Origin of the sequence: Citrobacter sp. C5_2 (assembly GCF_014596845.2) — a bacterium.
GTDB classification, from domain to species: Bacteria; Pseudomonadota; Gammaproteobacteria; order Enterobacterales; family Enterobacteriaceae; genus Citrobacter; species Citrobacter werkmanii.
This window is the reverse complement of the sequence record NZ_CP115032.1, coordinates 809,455-831,129: the sequence shown is the minus strand read 5'-3', so window position 1 is coordinate 831,129 and position 21,675 is coordinate 809,455. Positions and strand designations below refer to the sequence as shown.

Here is a 21,675-nt window from a genome sequence, read left to right as displayed (position 1 = left end):
CTCAGTGTTATTTCCCGAGCCTGACACTTTTCAGACGCAACGCATTCACAATGACGCTGACGGAGGAAAGAGCCATGGCCGCCGCCGCAATAACTGGCGACAGCAGTATTCCATACACAGGATAAAGCAGACCTGCAGCCACAGGCACGCCAAGTGCGTTGTAGATAAATGCAAAAAACAGATTCTGACGGATATTTTTCATGGTGATCTCTGACAGATGACGGGCCCTGTTCAGTATCATCAAGTCGCCTTTGAGAAGGGTGACTCCGGCACTTTCAATTGCCACATCTGTACCCGTTCCCATGGCTATACCCACGTCAGCCGCTGCCAGCGCCGGGGCATCATTCACACCGTCTCCGGCCATCGCAACCACATGGCCAGACTCTTTCAGTCGGGTTATCACTGCTTTTTTGCCATCCGGCAGAATTCCGGCTTCAACCTCATCTATTCCCAGTTTCCGTGCGACTGCTTCAGCAGTAAGCTGGTTATCCCCGGTGAGCATAACAATGCGGATCCCCGCCTGACGCAAAGCTTTAAGCGCATCCGGCGTGGTTGTTTTCACGGGATCCGAGATAGCTATCAGGCCTGCAAGGTCCCCGTCTGTGGCCACATAGATAACGGTAGCGCCTTCCATCCGCAACGTATCCGCAACGGCCTTTTGATTATCAATAACGATACTGTTTTCCTGCATAGCCAGTTCATTACCAATAACAACCCGTTGACCTTCGACATCGCCTGAGACACCTTTACCCGACGGTGCATCGAAATGAGTGACTGCGGGTATTGCGATCCCCTTTTCCTGTGCTGCTTTAACTACTGCCATACCCAGCGGATGCTGCGAGCCTTTTTCCACTGCGGCTGTTACACGCAAAAGAGATGTTTCCCCACCCGGATTGAGACTGATAATCCCTGTCACCGTAGGCGAACCTTCCGTGAGCGTGCCTGTTTTGTCGACAACCAGCGTGTCCACTTTTTCAAGACGCTCAAGGGCTTCGGCATTCCTGATTAACACCCCGGCCTGGGCTCCTTTGCCCACCCCCACCATTATCGACATCGGCGTGGCCAGCCCCAGCGCGCAGGGACAGGCAATAATCAGGACCGACACAGCCGCAATGAGACCGTGCGCCATCCTGGGCTCGGGCCCCCAGACAGACCAGATCACGAAAGCAACAACCGCGATAAGTATCACCAGAGGAACAAACCAGCCTGAAACGCTGTCAGCCATTCTCTGGATGGGGGCACGCGAACGCTGTGCATCAGCGACCATCTGAACAATTCGTGAGAGCATTGTTTCATCACCGACTTTCTCTGCACGGATGATGAGACTCCCTGTCTGATTAATGGTCCCCCCGATGACAGGGTCACCCTCCGTTTTGGTAACCGGCATAGATTCCCCGGTCACCATCGATTCATCAACGGTTGTTTTGCCTTCGATCACAATACCGTCGACCGGAATACTCTCTCCTGGTCTGATGCGGAGCTTATCGCCAGGCAGAACATCTTCCGCATTAATATCCGTTTCATGACCGTCATGATCCAGCCGCCTGGCGGTTTTGGGGGCAAGATTCAGTAGTGCAGTAATGGCACCTGAGGTTTGTTCCCGTGCCCGCAGCTCAAGAACCTGTCCCAGCAGAACAAGCACCGTAATAACTGCTGCGGCTTCAAAATAAACGGCCACCAGGCCATCCATGTTTCTGAACGATGCAGGAAACCAGGAGGGGAAGACGGTTGCAATGACGCTGTACACCCAGGCTACGCCGGTGCCCATTGCAACAAGGGTAAACATATTCAGGGAGCGGTTACGTAACGACATTCCGGCCCGGGCGAAGAATGGCCAGCCACACCACAACACGACAGGAGAGGCCAGAAGCAGCTGCAGCCATGTGTTGTGCTGTGGCGGTACTGTATTCCTCAAGGCGGGAAACAGATGAGATCCCATTTCGAGTACCAGAACCGGAAACGCCAGCAACAACCCCAGCCAGAAGCGTCTTGTCATGTCGCGAAGTTCATCACTTGGCCCCGTGGATGCCGTAGCTACGAGCGGCTCCAGTGCCATTCCACAGACAGGACAGCTTCCGGGACCACTGCGGCGTATCTCCGGGTGCATCGGACATGTCCACACACCTTCAGAATTCTCTTTCTCCGCCTGGTGGTGAGGCTGTTTTATCTGATCAGGGCTGACTTCGTGATGATCGTGGTGATGGTGATGGTGATGGGAATGTTCACTGGCATCTTCGGTAAGATAACGATCGGGATGGGCTTTAAATTTACTCTCACAGCTGGCGGAGCAGAAATAAAGTTGATGGTCCTGGTATCGAATGCTGCTGTGCGCCCTGTCGGGCAGGATGTCCATCCCGCACACGGGATCTCTCACCTTATGCAATACGTGGCCCTCGTCCGGGGATAATGTCTGCTCAGAAGCAGTCTGGTTGTTGTGTTGCACTGCATTGTCATTTTTCACAGTAACTCTCCTTATGCATACCGAAGCATCTTCTGTCTTCAGGGTATGTCATGGATGCGATTACCACGAATGCCGCCGGCATAAGAGTGCCTGCTGCCGGCGTCCCGTTATCAGCCGTTCCGCTGACTATTCGATTCGCTGGAAGACTTTTTTACTTCCATCCGGTGAGAATGCGATAACATCGTAAGCCTCTTTTCGGGCTCCCATCTCCATTCCAGGACTTCCTGCTGGCATACCGGGGGTGGCGAGACCGTATATACCTGAACCAGACTGCATTGCCTTATGTATCGTTGTCGCAGGCACATGGCCTTCAATGATCAAATTACCGGCAACCGCGGTATGACAACTTCGCAGTCCTGCAGGAATAGCATGCTTTTCTTTCAGGGCTGACAGCGCCTGATCATTCATGACGTGAGTTCGTACTTCAAACCCGTCTTTTTCCATCGCCTTGCCCCACAGGGAACAACAGCCACAGTTTTCAGATTTGTACATATCAATCACTTTTTCACTCGCCATCGCGGGCAGTGAAAGGCCGAGAGCCAGCGCCATCAGAACCACTTTTTTCATACTCACCTCTGTATATTATCGATTTAAACCCTGACGTCAGGGTGAATCAGTAAAGAAGGACACCCACAGGGGGTGCCCTTTCAGGTTCAGGACACGCTTTTTTTATGTCTACGCAGCCAGATTAATTTGTAGGCGGCAGGAATAATGAACAGGGACAGCAGCGGAGCCGTGATCATCCCACCAATCATGGGTGCCGCGATACGGCTCATGACTTCTGAACCTGCACCGGTTCCCCAGAGTATTGGCAGCAGACCCGCAATGATCACCGCCACGGTCATGGCTTTCGGCCGGACACGCAGTACGGCACCATGATAGAGGGCTTCATCAAGGCCTTCCGGTGTGAACGTCTCTTTACGGGACAATTCCGGGTGCGCTTCAATGGCATGACGCAGATACATCAGCATGACCACGCCAAACTCTGCTGCCACCCCGGCCAGAGCGATAAACCCCGTTCCGGTTGCGACAGACATATGGAAGCCCTGCCAGTACAGGAACCATATCCCGCCAACCAGGGCGAACGGCAGGCTCATCAGGATCAGCAGGGCTTCATCAACCCGGCGGAATGCCAGATACAACAGGATGAAGATGATCATCACCGTCATCGGCACCATCAGCTTCAGTTTCTTGTTGGCATGCTCAAGCAGTTCAAACTGTCCGGAGAATGACACGCTGGTACCCGGTCTCAGTTTCACTTTCTGACTGATCGCCGTTTTAATGTCATTAACCACCGACACCATATCCCTGCCGCGCGCGTCAATGTAAATCCAGCTGGCTGGACGGGCATTTTCCGTTTTCAGCATAGTCGGCCCGGAAACGACCTTAATATCCGCAACATCGCCCAGCGTGATCTGCTGCTTCATCGGGGTCAGGATCGGCATCTGTTTCAGGGCCTGCGGGCTGTTCCGGTAATCCTGCGGATAGCGGATATTAATCGGGTACCGGGCCACGCCTTCAACCGTCTCACCCACCATAGCCCCACCGATGGCTGATGAGATGAACAGCTGCACATCGCCCACCGTCATTCCGTAGCGGGAGGCTTTTTCCCGGTTGATATCCACATCAATGTAGCGCCCGCCTTCCAGTCGCTCTGCGAGAGCAGACACTACGCCGGGTACGGTTTTGGCGACCGCTTCGATACTCTGCGCCGTTGCATCGATATCGGACAGAACCGTTCCGGACACCTTGATACCTATCGGGCTTTTGATCCCGGTTGAGAGCATATCAATACGGTTACGGATTGGCGGCACCCAGAGGTTTGCCAGCCCCGGTAAACGGACGGTCCTGTCGAGTTCTTCAATAATCTTGTCAATCGTCATGCCTGGACGCCACTGATCCTCAGGTTTGAGCTGGATCGTGGTTTCAACCATTTCGAGCGGTGCGGAATCCGTGGCGGTCTCTGCTTTACCGGTCTTGCCAAATACAGAGGCCACTTCAGGAACGCTTTTGATTAACTTGTCCGTCGTCTGCAGGAGCGCTGCAGCTTCAGCCGGAGAGACACCCGGCAGGGTCGACGGCATATACAACAGGTCGCCCTCGTTAATCTTCGGCAGAAACTCACCGCCCACCTGGCTCAGCGGCCAGATAACGGTGAAAATGGACAAGGCCGCAACCAGCAGGGTTGTTTTTGGCCAGTGGAGAACCCGCAACAGCAATGGATGATACGCTTTGATCAGTACCCGGTTCAGGGGGTTACTGGTCTCTGCAGGAATTTTCCCCCGGATCCAGAATCCCATCAGAATCGGAATGACGATGATGGCCAGCGCGGCCGCGCCCGCCATGGAGTACGTTTTCGTGAATGCCAGCGGGCCAAACAGACGTCCTTCCTGACCTTCCAGGGTAAAGATAGGAATAAAGGACAGGGTGATGATCAGCAGGCTGATAAACAGTGCGGGTCCCACTTCAACGGAGGCATCGGTAATCACCTTCCAGCGGGTGGCGTTGTCAATCTGCTCACCAGGATGCTGATGATCCCACTCCTCAAGCCGCTTATGCGCATTCTCAATCATCACAATGGCGGCATCCACCATCGCACCGACGGCAATCGCTATCCCTCCCAGCGACATGATATTGGCGTTCAGTCCCTGGAAGTGCATGACGATAAAGGCGATACACAGACCAAGCGGCAGAGAGATAATCGCCACCAGGGCAGAACGTACGTGCCACAGGAACAGGGCACAGACGATGGCCACCACGATAAACTCTTCCAGAAGTTTGGAACTGAGGTTATCAATCGCCCGGTCGATGAGCTGGCTGCGATCGTAGGTGGTCACGATTTCAACGCCTTCCGGCAGGCTGGCCTTCAGCGTCTCAAGTTTATCCCTCACTGCCGTGATAACGTCGCGTGCATTTTTACCCGACCGCAGGATCACCACGCCGCCAGCGACTTCGCCCTGGCCGTTCAGCTCGGCAATACCACGCCGCATTTCAGGCCCGGTCTGCACGCGGGCAACATCCCGCAGATAAACCGGCACGCCGTTCTCGCCTGTTTTCAGGACGATGTTATTAAAATCATCAATGCTCTGAAGATAACCGCTGGCACGGACCATATACTCAGCTTCGGCCATTTCAACGGATGAGCCACCGGCCTCCTGGTTAGACGATTCAAGGGCCTGTTTCACTTCGGGCAGGCTGATACCATACTGAGACAGTTTTACCGGATTGACCTGAATCTGGTACTGTTTCACCACGCCGCCAACCGAAGCGACCTCAGCCACGTTCGGGATGGTTTTCAGCTCAAATTTCAGGAACCAGTCCTGCAGAGAACGCAGTTCTGAAAGGTCGTGTTTTCCGCTGCGATCGACAAGGGCATATTCAAATATCCAGCCCACCCCCGTGGCGTCCGGACCGATTTCAGAACTCACACCGGCGGGCAGTTTTCCCTGTACCTGGTTCAGGTACTCCAGCACGCGGGAACGGGCCCAGTACAGATCGGTGCCGTCTTCAAAAATGACATACACATACGAATCACCGAACTGTGAAAAACCACGCACGGTTTTTGCGCCAGGCACGGACAGCATGGTGGTGGTAAGTGGATAGGTGACCTGGTTTTCTACAATCTGCGGGGCCTGGCCGGGATAGCTGGTTTTGATAATGACCTGCACATCTGACAGGTCAGGCAAGGCATCGACAGGCGTGTTAATAATCGTCCATGTGCCCCAGATGCTGAGAAACAGGGCCCCCATCATGACCAGGAAACGGTTGGCGACAGAGCGCCGGATAATCCATTCAATCATCGTCGTCTCCTCAGTGCCCTGAATGCATATTTACAGGCTGGTCAGACATTGCTGGCATACTGCTTTCTGTTTTTTCAGGGTGGCGCATACGTTCCAGTGCGCCCGTAATATTGGCTTCAGAGTCAATGAGGAACAGGCCACTGACCACCACGGTATCGCCTTCATTCAGGCCGGAGCCGATGCCGGACTGTTGCTGTGACTCATGCAGAACGTGGATCTGTTTCGGCACAAACTTGCCTTCATCATCAACAGTAATCACGCGCTGTTCTTTGCCGGTATCGATAACGGCCTGGCTTGGTATCAGCAGCATCTCCTGGCTTCTGGTATTCAGTTTCAGATAGGCATTCATGCCCGGCTTGAGAAACTCATCCTTATTAGAAACCTGGAGACGGACCTGAAGCGTACGGGTTGTCTGATCCACGCTGGGAAGAATATTCCATTTTTCGACATGGAATGTTTTATCCGGATAAGCCGGTACCGAAATTTCAAACTGCGACGTATCTTTCAGCAGATAGGCGATAGATTCTGGCACTGCAGCGCTGATCCAGACCGGGTCCATTCCCTGAATCTGAGCCACCACCTTATCTTTCGAAATATTCATGCCGGTGCGCAGGTCAAATGCAGTAATGACACCATCAATAGGTGCTTTAATGGTAAAACGGGTCTGAATGCTCCGGGTAGAACGCAGTCTCTGAATATCCTCTTCCGGCATACCTGCCAGGCGAAGCCGTTCCAGAACGCCTTTAATTTGCGTGGAAGTACCACCGGTGCTGGATAACAGAAGGAATTCACTCTGTGCTTCCACCCAGTCCGGAATGGTAATATCGATAAGTGGCGTCCCCTTCTTCACATGATCGCCAATCGTCATGGGGTAGACTTTTTCGACAAACCCGTCAGAACGCGCCTGCACAATAACAAACTGATACTCGTTATAGCTGACATTAGCCGGGATTGTCTGAGAATAATTCAGCATTCCTCGCGTGACTTTTTGCGTTTTTAATCCCAGATTCTGAACCTGGGTTGGGTCGATACGGATCCCGCCACTGCTTTTATCGCCACTGTCATCAGCATATTTTGGCACCAGGTCCATATCCATAAAGGGCGATTTTCCGGGTTTATCAAATTTGGTATCCGGTTTCATTGGGTCATACCAGAAAAGCACCTTTCGTTCCGGTGCCTTTTGTTCTGTTTTTTCTGTCTTTTGTGCTGAGTTTACATACTGCCAGGCAGTAACCGATATCAGCCCCCCTGCTATGAGGCTGCTGATAATTATTGCAGCATATTTTATCTTTAAAGAAGCCATACAATTTTCCGCTAAAAAATCAAAACACCTGGCATATGCGCCTGACGGTTAACTCACACATATACCTATGTGAATGTACAGGCGCACAGGATGTAATCGCTCCGGACAGCCAATCAGGACTGCGTCACGTTAATGCTTTTAAGTAAAGAAATATTACCCTGCTGAATAAACGAGAAATCGACATGGTTGCCGGTTTTCAGGGCATTGATAGCGTCGTCTGCATTAACAAAAGTGAAGCGCATGGTCATTGCAGGCCAGCCCACCGCAGGGATTGCTTCGTGCGAAATGGTGATCTTTTTACTATTTATATCAATTTCTTTAACGACACCGGTGCCCTTGATAACCTGCTGTACCGAAGCATCACTGGCAGTATTCATATCGCCATGCTGATGTGTTTCAGCATGAAGACCGGCAGAAAACATGACAGAGAAGGCACCAAATAAAACGGCTTTAAGTGAATTACGCATTTTAAATTTCCTGATTAATGAAATAAATTTACTCTACCCAACCGCCACCCAGTGCGGTAAACAGATTAATTTCGTTAACCTGCCGGGAATAGGTAAGATCGAGAATGGTTTGCTGCGTAGCGAAGAGAGAACGCTCTGCATCCAGCACTTCAATGTAACTGACAGCACCACTGGAATATAATCCTCTGGCACGCTGGAGAGTTATCTGAAGTGAATCAAGATAACGCTGCTGTGACTCAAGTTGCTGGCTAAGGCTGTCGCGCAGCGCAAGCGTGTCGGAAACATCCTTAAAGGCTGACTGAATTTTTTGTTCGTAATTAACCACCGACTGTTGCTGGCGAATTTCAGCCAGCTTCAGATTGGCTTTATTCCTGCCAGCATTAAATATAGGAATTTCAATTTTAGGGATAAAATTCCACATTCCACTTCCTGACGTAAACAGGCTGGACAGCTCCGTACTGCTTGCGGAAAGACCACTGGTCAGGGTAATTGAGGGGAAAAAGGCCGCTCGCGCTGCGCCAATATTGGCATCAGCCGCTTTCAGCTGATATTCCGCTTCCATAATATCCGGTCGCTGCAGCAAAATTTGTGAAGACAGATTTGGTGGCAATTTTACTGGGGCTATCTCCCCGCCTTTCATCCCTTTTTCTGACGGAAGTGCGCGGTACGTTCCCAGCACCAGTTGCAGGGCATTGTTTGCCTGAGCCAGATCGCCTTCTCGTTTGGCTATTTCGGCGCGGGTACTTTCGATTTGTCCTCGCGCCTGTTCAAGTGCCAGAACGTTCGTACTCCCGGTCACGAGCTGCTGCTCAACGAAAGCATAGGACTGTTGATAATTTTTCAGCGTTTCCCGCGCAATACGAAGTTGTTCGTACGCCAGTTGCTGGCTGAAATAGCTTTGTGAAACGTTGGATACCAGCAGGATGTGTACGGCCCGACGGGCTTCTTCGCTGGCAAAGTAGTTCTGGCGATCAGCATCACTCATGTTCTTAAGTTTGCCGAAAAAATCGAGCTCATAACTGAACTCCAGACCTGCGTCGTACTCCTGTGTGGTCGGCTTGTCACCTTTCAGACCACCGCTGTATGTGATCCCGGATGAGGCATTCAGCTGGGGATAACGATCTGCATCCGTGACGTTGAACTGGGCCCGGGCCTCTTCAACCTTCAGTGCAGCCATTCTCAAATCACGGTTATTAGTCAGGGCTTCAGTAATCAGCCGGGTGACCTGGGGATCGACAAAAAAGTTACGCCAGCCCGTATCCTGATAGCCATTCACCGCTGGCGTCAGGCTGTTACGGGACAGTGAAAACTGCTGGGGTACCGGTGCTGCCGGACGCTGATATTCAGGCGCCAGAGAGACACAACCAGCCAGAATGAAGATTGTGCTGATGCTGAGTAGTTTTAATTTGAACATATTGCTTCTCGTCCAGGCAGACCTGGTAAATGGTTCAAATGAAGTTCAGAGTATTACCAGGGTTACTTTACAGAATGCACTCTGTTTGTCGGGTGACAGAATAATGACAATGTTGTCATTTTTACGGTAATTCGTTGATTACGATCGTGTGCGCAATAGAATGACATTAGCAGCCAGACGGGGAGCAAGATGAAAATATTGATCGTCGAAGACGAAATTAAAACAGGTGAATATCTCAGCAAAGGGCTTACAGAGGCAGGGTTCGTAGTGGATCACGCTGATAATGGTCTTACCGGATATCATCTCGCCATGACAGCCGAGTATGATTTAGTCATTCTGGACATCATGCTGCCTGATGTGAACGGCTGGGATATCATCCGCATGCTGCGCACTGCCGGAAAGGGTATGCCGGTCTTACTACTGACGGCCCTCGGCACGATCGAACACAGGGTCAAAGGACTGGAACTGGGTGCGGACGATTATCTGGTTAAACCCTTTGCGTTTGCCGAACTGCTGGCCCGGGTGAGAACCCTTCTGAGGCGGGGAAACGCGATGATCACGGAAAGCCAGTTTAGGGTGGCTGATCTCTCGATGGATCTCGTATCCAGAAAAGTCAGTCGCGCCGGAAACCGCATTGTGCTCACCAGTAAAGAGTTCAGCCTGCTGGAATTTTTCATTCGCCATCAGGGCGAGGTTCTTCCCCGTTCCCTGATTGCCTCTCAGGTCTGGGACATGAATTTTGACAGCGACACTAACGCGATTGATGTCGCCGTAAAGCGACTCCGCGCTAAAATAGACAACGATTACGGGACAAAGCTGATCCAGACTGTCCGGGGCGTGGGCTATATGCTGGAGGCCCCGGATGCATAGCAAACCTTCCAGGCGCCCTTTCTCACTCGCCCTGCGGCTGACCTTTTTTATCAGCCTGTCCACGATACTGGCTTTTATCGCCTTCACCTGGTTTATGCTGCATTCTGTTGAAAATCATTTTGCCGAGCAGGATGTCAGCGATCTTCAACAAATCAGCACTACCCTGAACCGTATACTGCAGTCCCCGGTGGATCCGGATGAAAAAAAAGTAAGCAAAATAAAGGAGTCGATTGCCAGCTACCGCAACGTTGCCCTTTTGCTCCTCAATCCCAGGGGGGAAGTGCTCTTTAGTTCAGCGCAGGGGGCGGCACTACACCCGGCCGTGAATTCCGCAGATTTTAGCGAGCACAGCCGCGCACGGGATGTCTTTCTCTGGACGGTGGAGGATCCTGCGAGACCGATGGATACCGGGTCTGAAATGAAGATGGAAACATACCGGATTATCGCCTCCTCTGGCCAGGCGATATTTCAGGGCAAACAGCAGAATTATGTCATGCTGACTGGCCTCTCCATTAATTTCCATCTCCATTACCTCGATGCGCTGAAAAAAAATCTGATTGCGATCGCCGTCGTGATAAGCCTGCTGATTGTTCTGATCATTCGCATCGCTGTCCGTCAGGGGCACCTGCCCCTTCGTAATGTCAGCAATGCCATTAAAAACATCACCTCCGAGAATCTTGATGCGCGGCTGGAACCGACACGCGTTCCCATTGAGCTGGAGCAACTGGTTATCTCGTTCAATCATATGATTGGAAAGATTGAGGACGTCTTTACCCGCCAGGCCAATTTCTCTGCCGATATCGCGCATGAGATCAGAACGCCCATCACCAATCTGGTGACGCAGACTGAAATCGCACTGAGTCAGGATCGAACCCAGAAGGAACTTGAGGATGTCCTCTACTCCAGTCTTGAAGAGTATAACCGGATGACCAAAATGGTCAGCGACATGCTGTTTCTGGCACAGGCGGACAATAACCAGCTTATACCTGACAGGGTCCGTTTTGACCTCAGAGCAGAAGTCATGAAAGTCTTCGAGTTTTTCGAAGCCTGGGCCGAAGAACGCAATATCACGCTCAAATTTAACGGGATGCCCTGCCTGGTTGAGGGAGATCCACAAATGTTCAGAAGAGCGATCAATAATCTGTTATCCAATGCCCTGCGTTATACCCCGGAGGGACAGGCCATCACCGTCTCAATAAGAAAGCAGGAGAGCTTTTTTGACCTTGTGATTGAAAATCCAGGGAAACCGATCCCTGAAGAACATTTATCAAGGCTGTTTGACCGTTTTTATCGGGTGGATCCATCCAGACAACGAAAAGGAGAAGGCAGCGGCATCGGCCTTGCGATTGTGAAGTCAATCGTGGAAGCACATCACGGAAGAGTGCAGGTGGAATCAGACGTACGCTCCACGCGTTTTATCTTATCCGTGCCCAGACTGGAGAAAATGATCCCGGAAACCCAATGCTGAAAATAAAGATGTAAATGACAAAGATGTCATTAGCCTGTCATGCAGCAAACAGAAGCCATTCGATATAATTAGTGCAACTTATCAGGAAGGCTGGATTGCTTCATCAATACCCGGCGTCAGAGTACGCCAGGAAATGAATATCCAGCCCTCTTCCGGAGAAATAAACGCTGCCGAACTTGTTTCAGTTATGGAACTGAAAACACCGGTTGTACTTCCCCGGACATCACTAATTCAGAAATGGAGAGTTATCATGAAAAATATCGTATTAGCATCTTTGCTGGGCTTTGGTTTAATTTCATCGGTCTGGGCCACTGAAACCGTGAATATCCATGATCGCGTCAACAATGCACAGGCTCCTGCTCACCAGATGCAGTCTGCTGCGGCTCCTGTCGGGATCCAGGGGACTGCTCCTCGTATGACCGGTATGGACCAGCATGAACAGGCCATTATTGCTCATGAAACCATGACGAACGGCTCGGCGGATGCGCACCAGAAAATGGTGGAAAGTCATCAGAAGATGATGGGAAATAACACGGTATCCACGACCGTCCCGTCAACGTCTTACGCGGCGATGAATGAGCATGAAAGAGCAGCGGTTGCCCATGAATTCATGAATAACGGGCAATCCGGCCCACATCAGGCCATGGCCGAAGCGCACCGCCGCATGATCAATGCAGGCTGAATGCGACGGTAGTATCCGTGCTGTTACCTTTTCCCTGATAGATTTTCCTGAAACAACGTTGCTACATTTTTGCCCCCCGTCAGGGGGCTTTTTTGTCTGACTCAGCTACACTTAACCGGTACCTGTCTGAAAGGAATTATTATATGAAAATCAAAAACACCCTTTTTGTAATATTAATGTTATCCCTGCCTGAATCGCCACGGATAATCTAGACACTTCCGAGCCGTTGATAATACTGGTTTTCATATTCTGTCGGTGACATCTGTTCGCTAGAACCATGCCGACGCTTACTGTTATAAAACATTTCGATGTAATCAAAAATATCGCTGCGGGCTTCTTCCCGCGTTCCGTAGATTTTTTTCTTTATCCGTTCACGTTTCAACAACTGGAAAAAGCTTTCTGCAACCGCATTATCATGGCAGTTACCGCGACGGCTCATGCTGCCCTCCAGGCCGTGTGATTTCAGGAACGACTGCCACTCATGGCTTGTGTACTGACTGCCCTGATCCGAATGAACCAGCACCTGTTTTTGGGGATTACGCCGCCATACAGCCATCAGCAGTGCGTTCAGGACAATGTCCTTTGTCATCCGGGATTGTATGGACCAGCCGATAATTTTGCGTGAGAACAGATCAACAACCACGGCAAGATACAGCCAGCCTTCGTGGGTCCTGATGTAGGTTATGTCCGTTACCCAACTCTCATCCGGAGCATCCGGATTGAACTGTCGCTGGAGCCTGTTGGGCGACACGATACTGGCCTCGCCTTTACGTGCCCGCGGGCTCCGGTATCCGACCTGAGCCTTTATCCCGACACGTTTCATCAGTCGCCAGACTCTGTTCACTCCGCACTGTTGCCCGCTGTCCCGCAGATCCAAATGGATTTTGCGATAACCATAGACGCATCCCGATTCCAGCCAGAACTGTTTAATCTGCCCTGTCAGCCTCAGGTCTGCCTGATGGCGTTGTGAATGCGGCTGCTGAAGCCAGGCGTAAAAACCACTGGGATGAACATCCAGCACCCGACAGAGCAGGCGAACAGGCCAGCAACAGGTGTTGTCACGGATAAAGGCGTACCTCAGTCGGACAGCTTTGCGAAGTACGCCGCGGCTTTTTTTAATATGTCCCGTTCGTCGGTAACCCGCTTCAGCTCTTTCTGGAGACGGCGGATCTCGGCCTGAGCATCTGACTCTTCTTTATTAGTGGAAGAATCTGGACCGTACTTCTTTATCCAGGCGTAAAGGCTGTGGGTGGTGATATCGAGACGTGTTGCAACGCTGGCAACAGAATAACCGCGATCAACAACCTGTTTGACTGCTTCAATTTTAAACTCTTCGGGATAACGCTTACCGCTCATGGGCACCTCTCTTTAAGCCATCTTAAATGACTCTGAGGTGTCTGTTAAACCCGTGGCGATTCAACATTGTCATTTCGCAAATTTTTCAGGAACAGTGAGAATATCAAAGAGTTTCATTTCCGTACTGTAGATATGCTGCCTGCATTCCGGACAGCACCGGAGACCATAATATTCACGCTGGCAGAGCACGCGGAAATAATCCTTTTTTGAGGGACCTGTAGATGGTGTGTCATCACGTTCCATCAGTGCATTAACTGCCTGCTCAAAAGCTGATACTGGTTTCTCTTGGGGAATGGCCTGATACTCGCACTGTCTTAACTTAAGTTCTTCAGCTTCTTCCAGGTCATGTTCAAAATAACCGCCGCTGTCATGCGTCCAGCGTAGTCTCAAAGGATTGTTGCAGGAGCAGCAATACCAGCGTTCCCGTGAGCGAGGTGTTAAATCTCTGGTATGAATAACTTTGCCCATGTGGTTCAGGGCGGTACGAATGATGCGAAATTGCATATTGTGAATCGTCATAATAATGGTCCTTTGCCGGACGACGCGCAGGCGTCATTCTTCCCGTGGAGGGCAGACGTGCATGCGGTATCCGGAATTAAATGAAATGAGGTCAGGGGCATGGGAATAAGACGTGGGTTAAATCAGGCAAAAGGTTTCAGCGAAATGCCGTAGCGGTGGACAGGGCCATCCGGTAACAGAACGGACAGGGCGTCACACCGCAGAACTGGTGTCTGCATTTGTCACATATCCAGCGTGGAGGAATTGTCGTAGCGTACATGAGGTCAGCCTCTGGAGTCGGTGATACGCTGCTGTAGCCAGGCTTCCACTTCGCTTTCAAGCCAGCGGGAGCTACGCCCAAGCTTAATGGGTTTTGGGAATTCACCCAATGAAATCAATTTGTAGAACCATTTGTCGGTTAAGCCGGTGAGCTGTGTAATGAATGCCATATCGACAAACTTATCGTTAAGCAGGCTGGTTGGTGTGGTCATCGTTTTTTCTCCGTTGGTGATAAGGGAGAAGAAGCCAGGTATTCGAATGGTGCAGACTTCTTCAAACGATGACGCACTGGCGTAATTTTTTAGCCGATAACGCGACTCCGGGGTCTGCCTGTTACGGACACTACCGGGACTGCGCTGACTCTGTAAATCCGGCGCTCTGTACGCTGCGACTGTTTACCCAGATAGCTCAGGATGTACTGCATACCTTCCCTTCCTCTGCGATCTGAAAAGTTGATTACTCGTTCACCTCGCACCCGGTAATGTCCCTTAGGCTCACACCGGTGCGCGTAGCCTTCTCCGTCCGTAATGTCCTCCCACAGCAACTGGATGGATTTCCAGAAGCACCAGGCCTTCCGGTGGCTCTGACCATTGATATAAAACGCCGCATGAATGTGGTAACGGTGATCTCCCCCATATTCCATTACCCAGGCATATCCCTCCAGACCAGATATCTCTGCGCATTGCTCAGTCAGCCATGTCATCTCAGCCACCAGTTGATGAATATCACCATACGCGTATGAATCAGAGTTTTTCCTGTATGCAAAATCCACCCGAAGCAGGAGTAATTTCGAATGACAGTCAAATAACCGGTCCTGATGGTTAAATAATACTGACTGAAGAGAATAGTCTGGTTTGTGGTTTGAGTTGATTACGTATTCCATGATAAATATCCCATAACAGTTATTGGTCATGAGATTACAGGAGAGATTAATTTTTTATGCAGAATACCGATTCAGGTTGTCAGCCATGAAAGTATGTTATTGCGTATCATTTTTCACATGTACTGTAACAGTAATTTCTTATTGTAAAATGGAATGAATGTTCATCACACTGGAAAGTCTGACAATCATTATGCTTTACGGCAAAGAATAAACAATGATGTTAGTAAACATTGAACGTACCGGGATGTCTGAAAAGAAATCATCATCCGGTAGACGAAGAAATGCTGTACTTACTGAAGAGTCATTATTCCTAGATACAAAGGTGTAAGCAGTTGGACAAGTAACCCTTCTTTATAAAATAACACTAATAACCTTAATGTTTCTTTTCACACAATCAGTAACCTCCAGAGAATACGCTCACCACGCAGGTTTAAGTTATTCACGCCATGGTGTTCTAATATCATTAGAACACCATTCCTGTCTTCCCCGACTTGATACCTGTACAGCAGGCATGTGCTCATGAAAGATTTGTATACGCATACTTTTTGACTCCCGGAACGGGTCACCCTGCCACTGTAATATTTACTGCAATAGTATTTTGCCGTTATTTATGCCGGTACGGGGTTTATTTTCTGATTACTCCCCCGGTATTTTCAGGCACAAAAAACGTGGAAGTAAGAGAGTAATTATTGGTTACTCAGGAAAAACATTCCATGCGCGGCCCGGAAAACATGAAAAAAGGTAAATTCATGACGGGCTAACGTATTTATTTTCGAGGGGAAACCGCATTCTCCCCGGCGATAACAATCAGACCACAGAATGCTCTGCAACTGGATGACAGGATAAGATACTCCCTGACCAGGTAAACACAGTCGGAAAAACAGTCTCGCTGTAAGACGCTGATCGGAAGTAACGGAACACCCTCAGTCGCCTGAAAAGACAGTCAGAATCGTTTTCACCTTAAAATCATGTCATAACAATCTGAAACAACAGAAAAAAACAAACACACAAAAAATGACAAACAAATTATATATAATTCATTTAATTCAATGAATTAAGAGGCAATCATAAGCTCTGAATAATGCTTAAAAGGCTATGTTTTACCATGCCGGTTCTGTGATCTAATCACTCTTAATTCAGAGCTTTATACGATATAATTCGGAGGTATAAAAACAGAACCAGTATTCGGGAGAGCAGAATGAGAAGGGACGGACTGAATGATTTTTATGAAGTGAACTTTCTGAGGTTAAGGGAGATAGATGCCACGTATCCATCGGAACCCATACGTTACGCGGACCTGGCTGACATATACAGCTTCATCAGCTTTAAAGATGCAGAATGTGAAAAAATACCGTCTGATAAACTTTCCACTAAAAAAAGAAAAACACAGGTAACAGACGGCTACGCATGCAATCTTTTGTCGGACATTCTTAAATATGAGAATTCATTACGCCCTGGCTCATCCCGTTCTCTCGCAGGAACACATAAATATTTGAAGCTTCATTGCGAAGCAACCCCAGAATATAAAGAAGAACTGAAGAGAAATCTTATTCATAAAGAAGATGTGCTACTTAAAATTCAGACTGAATATAACAAAATAAAAAATAAAGCATCCGGAAAAATCACAATAATCCCAATCAGCTTTCACCTCAACTGCAAGACAAATGGAATACTTGAACACATCATCGATGACTTAACCATAATTAACATAGCCTTTTCCTCGATGATGAGTAAAATAAAACATCGCACAATGTACAGCCGGATAGCCGGACATGTAAGACTGGGCATGCTGGACGAGAATTTTGAGCCTTTCGCCCATGTGTTATTTTTTATTCAGGACGGGGCTGTCAGTCATGACTTTATCAGGGAAATTATTGAGGTCTGGTACTCTTTCATCCCTGAAGACATTGAATGCCTGGTGGGTGTTTCTGGTTTTGACTTTAATTTCTTACTCAACTTCCAGCGTGAAGTCATCAACAAACAAAAAAGTTCTCCCACGCCAGGAGGAATAGACTTTTTCATATCCGACATACTGAATCCGTTCCCTGATGTCACTGCACCTGGCTATCGGCGTCATGAACCCTGCACATTATTCTCCCGTCTGCTCAGAAGAACAGAAAGGGAAGATAACATCAACAGACCCCACCGACGACGTCTTGCTGACAGGGAGGCAGAAATCAGTGCGACTAAAAAAAAGAGTGGTTATGACAAACTGAAAAACACACCAGCAATTCACAGGGAATATTTTTTAAGAATTGCAAAAAAAATCAACAAAATTCCTTTTATGCGTACCATAAACTGAATCAACATATCTGTGGGGGGCGCTCGCCCCTGCTGATATCTGGATTAAATGCTATATCCGCATTTTTAAATTTTTCTCAGTTATATATCACCTCAGTGAATTCCCTCCCGTTTACGTCAGTCAGGCCATCCATCCGTGATGGCCATTTTATTATGCCGAGGCTTATATGAAACATCCTTCGGGCTATGCCCTTATCCGTCGCCATCTGCGGCGCTATCCCCGTATTCTGCGGCAGCATCTTCTCCGGGAGCTCAGCCGCCTCGTCGCGTATGAACCCGTGATTGGCATCATGGGCAAGACCGGCGTCGGCAAATCCTCGCTGTGTAATGCGTTGTTCCGGAGTGAAGTCTGTGCGGTGAATGCCGTGGAGGCCTGTACCCGTCAGCCTCAGCGTGTACGTCTGCGCTTCGGTAACCATTACCTGACGCTGGTGGATTTACCCGGTGCGGGAGAGAGCATCAGCCGTGACAACGAATACCGTGAGCTGTACCGCGAACTCATGCCACAACTCGATATGGTGCTGTGGGTGCTCAAGGCCGATGACCGCGCATTCTCGGTGGAAGAGCTTTTTTATCAGGAGGTATTCGCACAATACAGCGGACCGCTGCCACCGGTGTTATGGGTCCTCAACCAGGTGGATAAAACCGAACCTGCAGCGCACTGGAACTGGTTATCGGCGCAGCCATCAGCATTGCAGGCTGAACGTATTATACAGAAACAACAGACCGTGGCCCGTCAGATGGGAACCGCAGAGACGAATATTCTTCCGGTGTCAGTCAGGGGGCGGTACCACCTTCCCCGTCTGGTGGAGGCGATGATTACCCGTCTCCCAAAGCAGGCCCGCAGCCCGCTGGTGCCTCACCTGCAAAGCGGGTACCACACCCCCGGCATTATCACTACCGCCCGCAACAGCTTTGGCGATGCCGTGGTGGAAGTGATTGACGCGGTCATCGACCAGGCCCCGTTGCCGCAGGTTGCACGTTGCGCGCTCCGGACAGTCACACACACCGTGGCCCGTGCTGCCCGGACCGTCTGGTCCTTCTTCTTTGGCTGACTTCCGCATCGATAAGCCTGTCTTCCGTTTCGATAAATAATCTGGCTCTGTCACGATCGATTTTGTCGATCGACCCGATCGGTTTTATTCATTGTTCATGATGAATTTCCGGTTATAGAATCCCTCAGGGATACTGTATTCAGCCATTTACTGATTAAAAATCAATGCGATGAATTGCAGGAATGCCTTCATCCGGAGAAAAGTAATGAAAAGGTTTTTTATGGCGCTGACCGCCAGTCTGTTGTTCACCTCACTTCCCTCCCTGGCCGGCAGCGATATGCCCGTTAAAGTGGAGGTCAGCCATGCCGGCCATGAGTGCTATGGCTGCATCTATGTCACCGTGACAGCAAAAACCGACACCGTTCTGATAAAGAAAATCGATGTTAACCGGGGAAAATGTCCGATGCTGACACACCGAAAAATAGCCTACAGGGGCCGGAATGTGGATGGCTGGTGGCCCACAGATAAACCGTTCACACCCCGTAAAATGACCTTCGCTGAGAGTGTCTTCTGGAAATTTGGTCACACTTTGGATTTTGGTAAAGCCTGCAATTTTGTTGAGGCCCGGGTGTTCACCGATCAGGGCACATTCACCGTCAGCCAGTGATATCGCCAGTATCACTTATCAGCCCTCTTTCTTAACGCGTCTCAATGTCTTCAGGAGAGACTCGTATCGTCTTAACCATCACCCTCAGGGAATACTATGAAAAAGAAAATACTGCTTTTCACTCTTCTGATATCTGCTCTGACTCCGGCAGTGTCACAGGCCTTCGGTAACCGTGATACCTGGGCCAGCGGCTGGGGTCAGGGCGTGTCTGAGTTTGTAATTCTGGGGAAAGGACAGTCACAGCTTTACCTGACCTGCGAAGACACCGGCTCACAAGCGGCCACCCTGACCTTCACCGACGCAAACGGTCATCAGGTCAGGATGGATAACGGCCAGTCGCTGGACATGAAAATTGACGATGAGGAGCCTGTCAGCGTCAGTGACAGCGAGTCACATGTGGGCTCAGACAACGTGGCATGGGCATGGGATAAACTGCGCACCGGTAAGCGGGTCATTGTGTCCGGGGAGGGCGTAAAGGCAGCCGTGTTTACGCTTAACGGTGCGGGGAAGGTCCTTCCCGCGTTCGGGGACAGCGGCTGTCTGCCGAAATATGCCCTGCCGTAATAAAGACAGGTAACGCCTTTTTTCTGAATTCATTCACGCTCACGACAACAGGAACCTCAGTCCATGACGCATATCCCGGTTCAGGCAGCACACACCCGCCAGCCCTGACCACTGCATCAGTATTTCACACCGCCGACGCCCTGCTCATTTGAGCGGGGCGTTTTCTTTTGTTTCTCATCAGGGATCAGATATGCAGACCACTGATAATGCGTCGCTGCCACCCGGCCCCTTCACCCGCCGACAGGCGGAAGCCATGGCCGCACGCTATCTCAACGTCACCGTCGAAGACGACCAGGGCCCCATTTTCGTCTGGTCATCCGCGACTGCCGTGGCATGCTGATATGGCGGGACTGGAATTTTGCCCCGCAGGCCGGAGAGATGCTGAACCGCTATCTCATCAGCGACGGTATTCCTGTGTCACCACAGCCACTGAGCCACTGAGCGGCGAAGTCCTGCTCATTTTTCAACAGAACACAGTCCCCCACAGGCCATGCACCTTCCGGAGCATGGCCTTTCTGCTTTTATGCCCTTTAACCCGATATCAGAGGTATTAACCATGCGCTTAGCCAGCCGTTTTGGTGCGGCCAGTCTCGTACGCCGCGACCGCCCACTGACCCGTGATGAACTGGCACACTATGTGCCCAGCGTATTCAGTGAAGAAAAGCACGAATCACGCTCAGAACGTTATACGTATATCCCGACCATCACACTGCTTGATAATCTGCAGCGGGAAGGCTTCCAGCCGTTCTTTGCCTGCCAGACCCGCGTTCGCGACCTGAATAAACGCGACCACACAAAGCACATGCTGCGTCTGCGGCGTGAGGGGCAAATCACCGGCAAACAGGTCCCCGAAATCATCCTGCTTAACAGCCACGACGGCTCCAGCTCATACCAGATGCTGCCGGGCCTGTTTCGCTTTGTCTGCCAGAACGGACTTGTCTGTGGCGAAACCTTTGGTGAGGTTCGCGTACCGCACAAGGGGAATGTGGTGGATAAAGTCATTGAAGGGGCTTATGAGGTGCTGGGGATATTTGACCGGGTGGAGGAGAAGCGGGATGCCATGCAGTCACTGCTACTTCCTCCGCCGGCACAACAGGCGTTTGCCAGAGCCGCCCTGACGTACCGCTTTGGGGAAGAGCACCAGCCGGTGACGGAAGCACAGATTCTGTCTGCGCGACGCTGGCAGGATGAAAGTTCCGACCTGTGGACCACCTACCAGCGTATCCAGGAAAACCTGATTAAAGGCGGTCTGCCGGGCAGAACAACGAAAGGTAAACGGGCCCACACCCGTGCGGTTAACGGCATTGACGGCGACGTGAAGCTCAACCGCGCCCTGTGGGTAATGGCGGAAAGCCTGCTCGGGAGCCTGAAGTAATGCAGTGTATTCCTGGCGGCGTGATTCAGGTTTCGCCACATCCGTTCTCCCTGATCAGTGAGCAAAGCTGCCGCTCCATCTCTGATGACGACCTGTGCGCCTGGTGCTCTCACCTTCTTTATCGTCCCGGTGAACTCAGCCAGTGCGGCATAAGTATCCCTGAGGGGCACTGGCCTTCACGCTGTGATGATGATGGCTATGTGCAGTTCTGTCCGTCACTTTGTCACAACAACCCACATGAAAATACAAAGGAAATCAAATGAACAACATACTCACCCTGACCAGTCCGGTG

The 21,675-nt window shown here is 50.5% G+C and carries 19 protein-coding genes and 1 pseudogene; 10 read left to right on the top strand and 10 right to left on the bottom strand.

All coding sequences use genetic code 11. From position 1 onward, the window contains the following. Positions 1-7: 7 nt before the first annotated feature. The 6 genes from silP to silC all read right to left on the bottom strand — a co-directional run bounded on the left by silP (position 8) and on the right by silC (position 9,445). Complete coding sequence (gene silP, locus ICA20_RS04065) at positions 8-2,461, bottom strand: Ag(+)-translocating P-type ATPase SilP (RefSeq protein ID WP_038633697.1); 2,454 nt, start codon at positions 2,459-2,461, stop codon at positions 8-10. A gap of 126 nt (positions 2,462-2,587) precedes the next feature. Then, positions 2,588-3,028 (bottom strand): DUF411 domain-containing protein, encoded by a 441-nt coding sequence (locus ICA20_RS04060; RefSeq protein ID WP_000758228.1) that lies wholly within the window; start codon positions 3,026-3,028, stop codon positions 2,588-2,590. Positions 3,029-3,114: 86 nt separating this feature from the next. After that, on the bottom strand, positions 3,115-6,261 hold the full coding sequence (gene silA, locus ICA20_RS04055; RefSeq protein WP_032620969.1) for a Cu(+)/Ag(+) efflux RND transporter permease subunit SilA: 3,147 nt from the start codon (positions 6,259-6,261) through the stop codon (positions 3,115-3,117). A gap of 10 nt (positions 6,262-6,271) precedes the next feature. After that, entirely contained in the window at positions 6,272-7,564 is a 1,293-nt protein-coding gene (gene silB / locus ICA20_RS04050) for a Cu(+)/Ag(+) efflux RND transporter periplasmic adaptor subunit SilB (protein WP_000157620.1), read from the bottom strand. 113 nt (positions 7,565-7,677) lie between these two features. Then, the gene (cusF, locus tag ICA20_RS04045) at positions 7,678-8,031 is read right to left on the bottom strand and encodes a cation efflux system protein CusF (RefSeq protein ID WP_008786772.1); all 354 of its coding nucleotides are present in this window, start codon (positions 8,029-8,031) and stop codon (positions 7,678-7,680) included. Positions 8,032-8,059: 28 nt separating this feature from the next. Further along, a complete protein-coding gene (gene silC, locus ICA20_RS04040) occupies positions 8,060-9,445 on the bottom strand; it encodes a Cu(+)/Ag(+) efflux RND transporter outer membrane channel SilC (protein WP_038633711.1) in 1,386 nt (461 codons plus the stop codon). 189 nt (positions 9,446-9,634) lie between these two features. Here silC and silR point away from each other — a divergent pair, with 189 nt between their 5' ends. The 3 genes from silR to silE all read left to right on the top strand — a co-directional run bounded on the left by silR (position 9,635) and on the right by silE (position 12,465). Continuing rightward, a complete protein-coding gene (silR, locus tag ICA20_RS04035) occupies positions 9,635-10,315 on the top strand; it encodes a copper/silver response regulator transcription factor SilR (RefSeq protein ID WP_038633715.1) in 681 nt (226 codons plus the stop codon). Next, positions 10,308-11,783 carry a copper/silver sensor histidine kinase SilS gene (gene silS / locus ICA20_RS04030; RefSeq protein WP_032433718.1) on the top strand — a complete coding sequence of 492 codons (1,476 nt, stop codon included), beginning with the start codon at positions 10,308-10,310 and terminating at the stop codon, positions 11,781-11,783. The genes silR and silS overlap by 8 nt, the downstream gene beginning before the upstream one ends. A 250-nt stretch (positions 11,784-12,033) precedes the next feature. After that, on the top strand, positions 12,034-12,465 hold the full coding sequence (silE, locus tag ICA20_RS04025) for a silver-binding protein SilE (RefSeq protein WP_038633721.1): 432 nt from the start codon (positions 12,034-12,036) through the stop codon (positions 12,463-12,465). 208 nt (positions 12,466-12,673) lie between these two features. On the opposite strand, the gene ICA20_RS04020 is transcribed toward silE, so the two are convergent. From ICA20_RS04020 to ICA20_RS04005, 4 genes are all read right to left on the bottom strand, one after another. Beyond that, positions 12,674-13,821 (bottom strand): IS3 family transposase gene (locus tag ICA20_RS04020; RefSeq protein WP_096755719.1). Its coding sequence is split into 2 segments (ribosomal slippage): positions 12,674-13,584 and positions 13,584-13,821, totalling 1,149 coding nucleotides; the frame shifts between segments, so codons are not numbered across the junction. 69 nt (positions 13,822-13,890) lie between these two features. Next, positions 13,891-14,340, bottom strand: a complete 450-nt coding sequence (locus ICA20_RS04015; protein WP_223229059.1) for a zinc-ribbon domain-containing protein — start codon at positions 14,338-14,340, stop codon at positions 13,891-13,893. A 263-nt stretch (positions 14,341-14,603) separates the two neighbouring features. Beyond that, the gene (locus tag ICA20_RS04010) at positions 14,604-14,810 is read right to left on the bottom strand and encodes an AlpA family transcriptional regulator (RefSeq protein ID WP_024156440.1); all 207 of its coding nucleotides are present in this window, start codon (positions 14,808-14,810) and stop codon (positions 14,604-14,606) included. Between the two features lie 89 nt (positions 14,811-14,899). Next, positions 14,900-15,481 (bottom strand): inovirus-type Gp2 protein, encoded by a 582-nt coding sequence (locus tag ICA20_RS04005; protein ID WP_038633736.1) that lies wholly within the window; start codon positions 15,479-15,481, stop codon positions 14,900-14,902. A gap of 1,198 nt (positions 15,482-16,679) precedes the next feature. Between ICA20_RS04005 and ICA20_RS04000 the strand changes: the two genes are divergently transcribed. The 7 genes and pseudogenes from ICA20_RS04000 to ICA20_RS03970 all read left to right on the top strand — a co-directional run bounded on the left by ICA20_RS04000 (position 16,680) and on the right by ICA20_RS03970 (position 21,646). Beyond that, positions 16,680-17,783 carry a hypothetical protein gene (locus ICA20_RS04000; protein ID WP_038633739.1) on the top strand — a complete coding sequence of 368 codons (1,104 nt, stop codon included), beginning with the start codon at positions 16,680-16,682 and terminating at the stop codon, positions 17,781-17,783. A 166-nt stretch (positions 17,784-17,949) separates the two neighbouring features. Beyond that, positions 17,950-18,837 carry a GTPase gene (locus ICA20_RS03995; RefSeq protein WP_038633742.1) on the top strand — a complete coding sequence of 296 codons (888 nt, stop codon included), beginning with the start codon at positions 17,950-17,952 and terminating at the stop codon, positions 18,835-18,837. A gap of 205 nt (positions 18,838-19,042) precedes the next feature. Continuing rightward, positions 19,043-19,444, top strand: a complete 402-nt coding sequence (locus ICA20_RS03990; RefSeq protein WP_000819262.1) for a hypothetical protein — start codon at positions 19,043-19,045, stop codon at positions 19,442-19,444. A gap of 96 nt (positions 19,445-19,540) precedes the next feature. Beyond that, positions 19,541-20,008 carry a hypothetical protein gene (locus tag ICA20_RS03985; protein ID WP_000727137.1) on the top strand — a complete coding sequence of 156 codons (468 nt, stop codon included), beginning with the start codon at positions 19,541-19,543 and terminating at the stop codon, positions 20,006-20,008. A 190-nt stretch (positions 20,009-20,198) separates the two neighbouring features. After that, positions 20,199-20,449: pseudogene (locus tag ICA20_RS03980) on the top strand (DUF905 family protein). A 115-nt stretch (positions 20,450-20,564) separates the two neighbouring features. Then, a complete protein-coding gene (locus ICA20_RS03975) occupies positions 20,565-21,383 on the top strand; it encodes a DUF932 domain-containing protein (protein WP_001234374.1) in 819 nt (272 codons plus the stop codon). Further along, positions 21,383-21,646 (top strand): hypothetical protein, encoded by a 264-nt coding sequence (locus ICA20_RS03970; RefSeq protein ID WP_038633754.1) that lies wholly within the window; start codon positions 21,383-21,385, stop codon positions 21,644-21,646. Before ICA20_RS03975 ends, ICA20_RS03970 begins: the two co-directional genes overlap by 1 nt. The last annotated feature ends 29 nt before the right edge of the window (positions 21,647-21,675 follow it).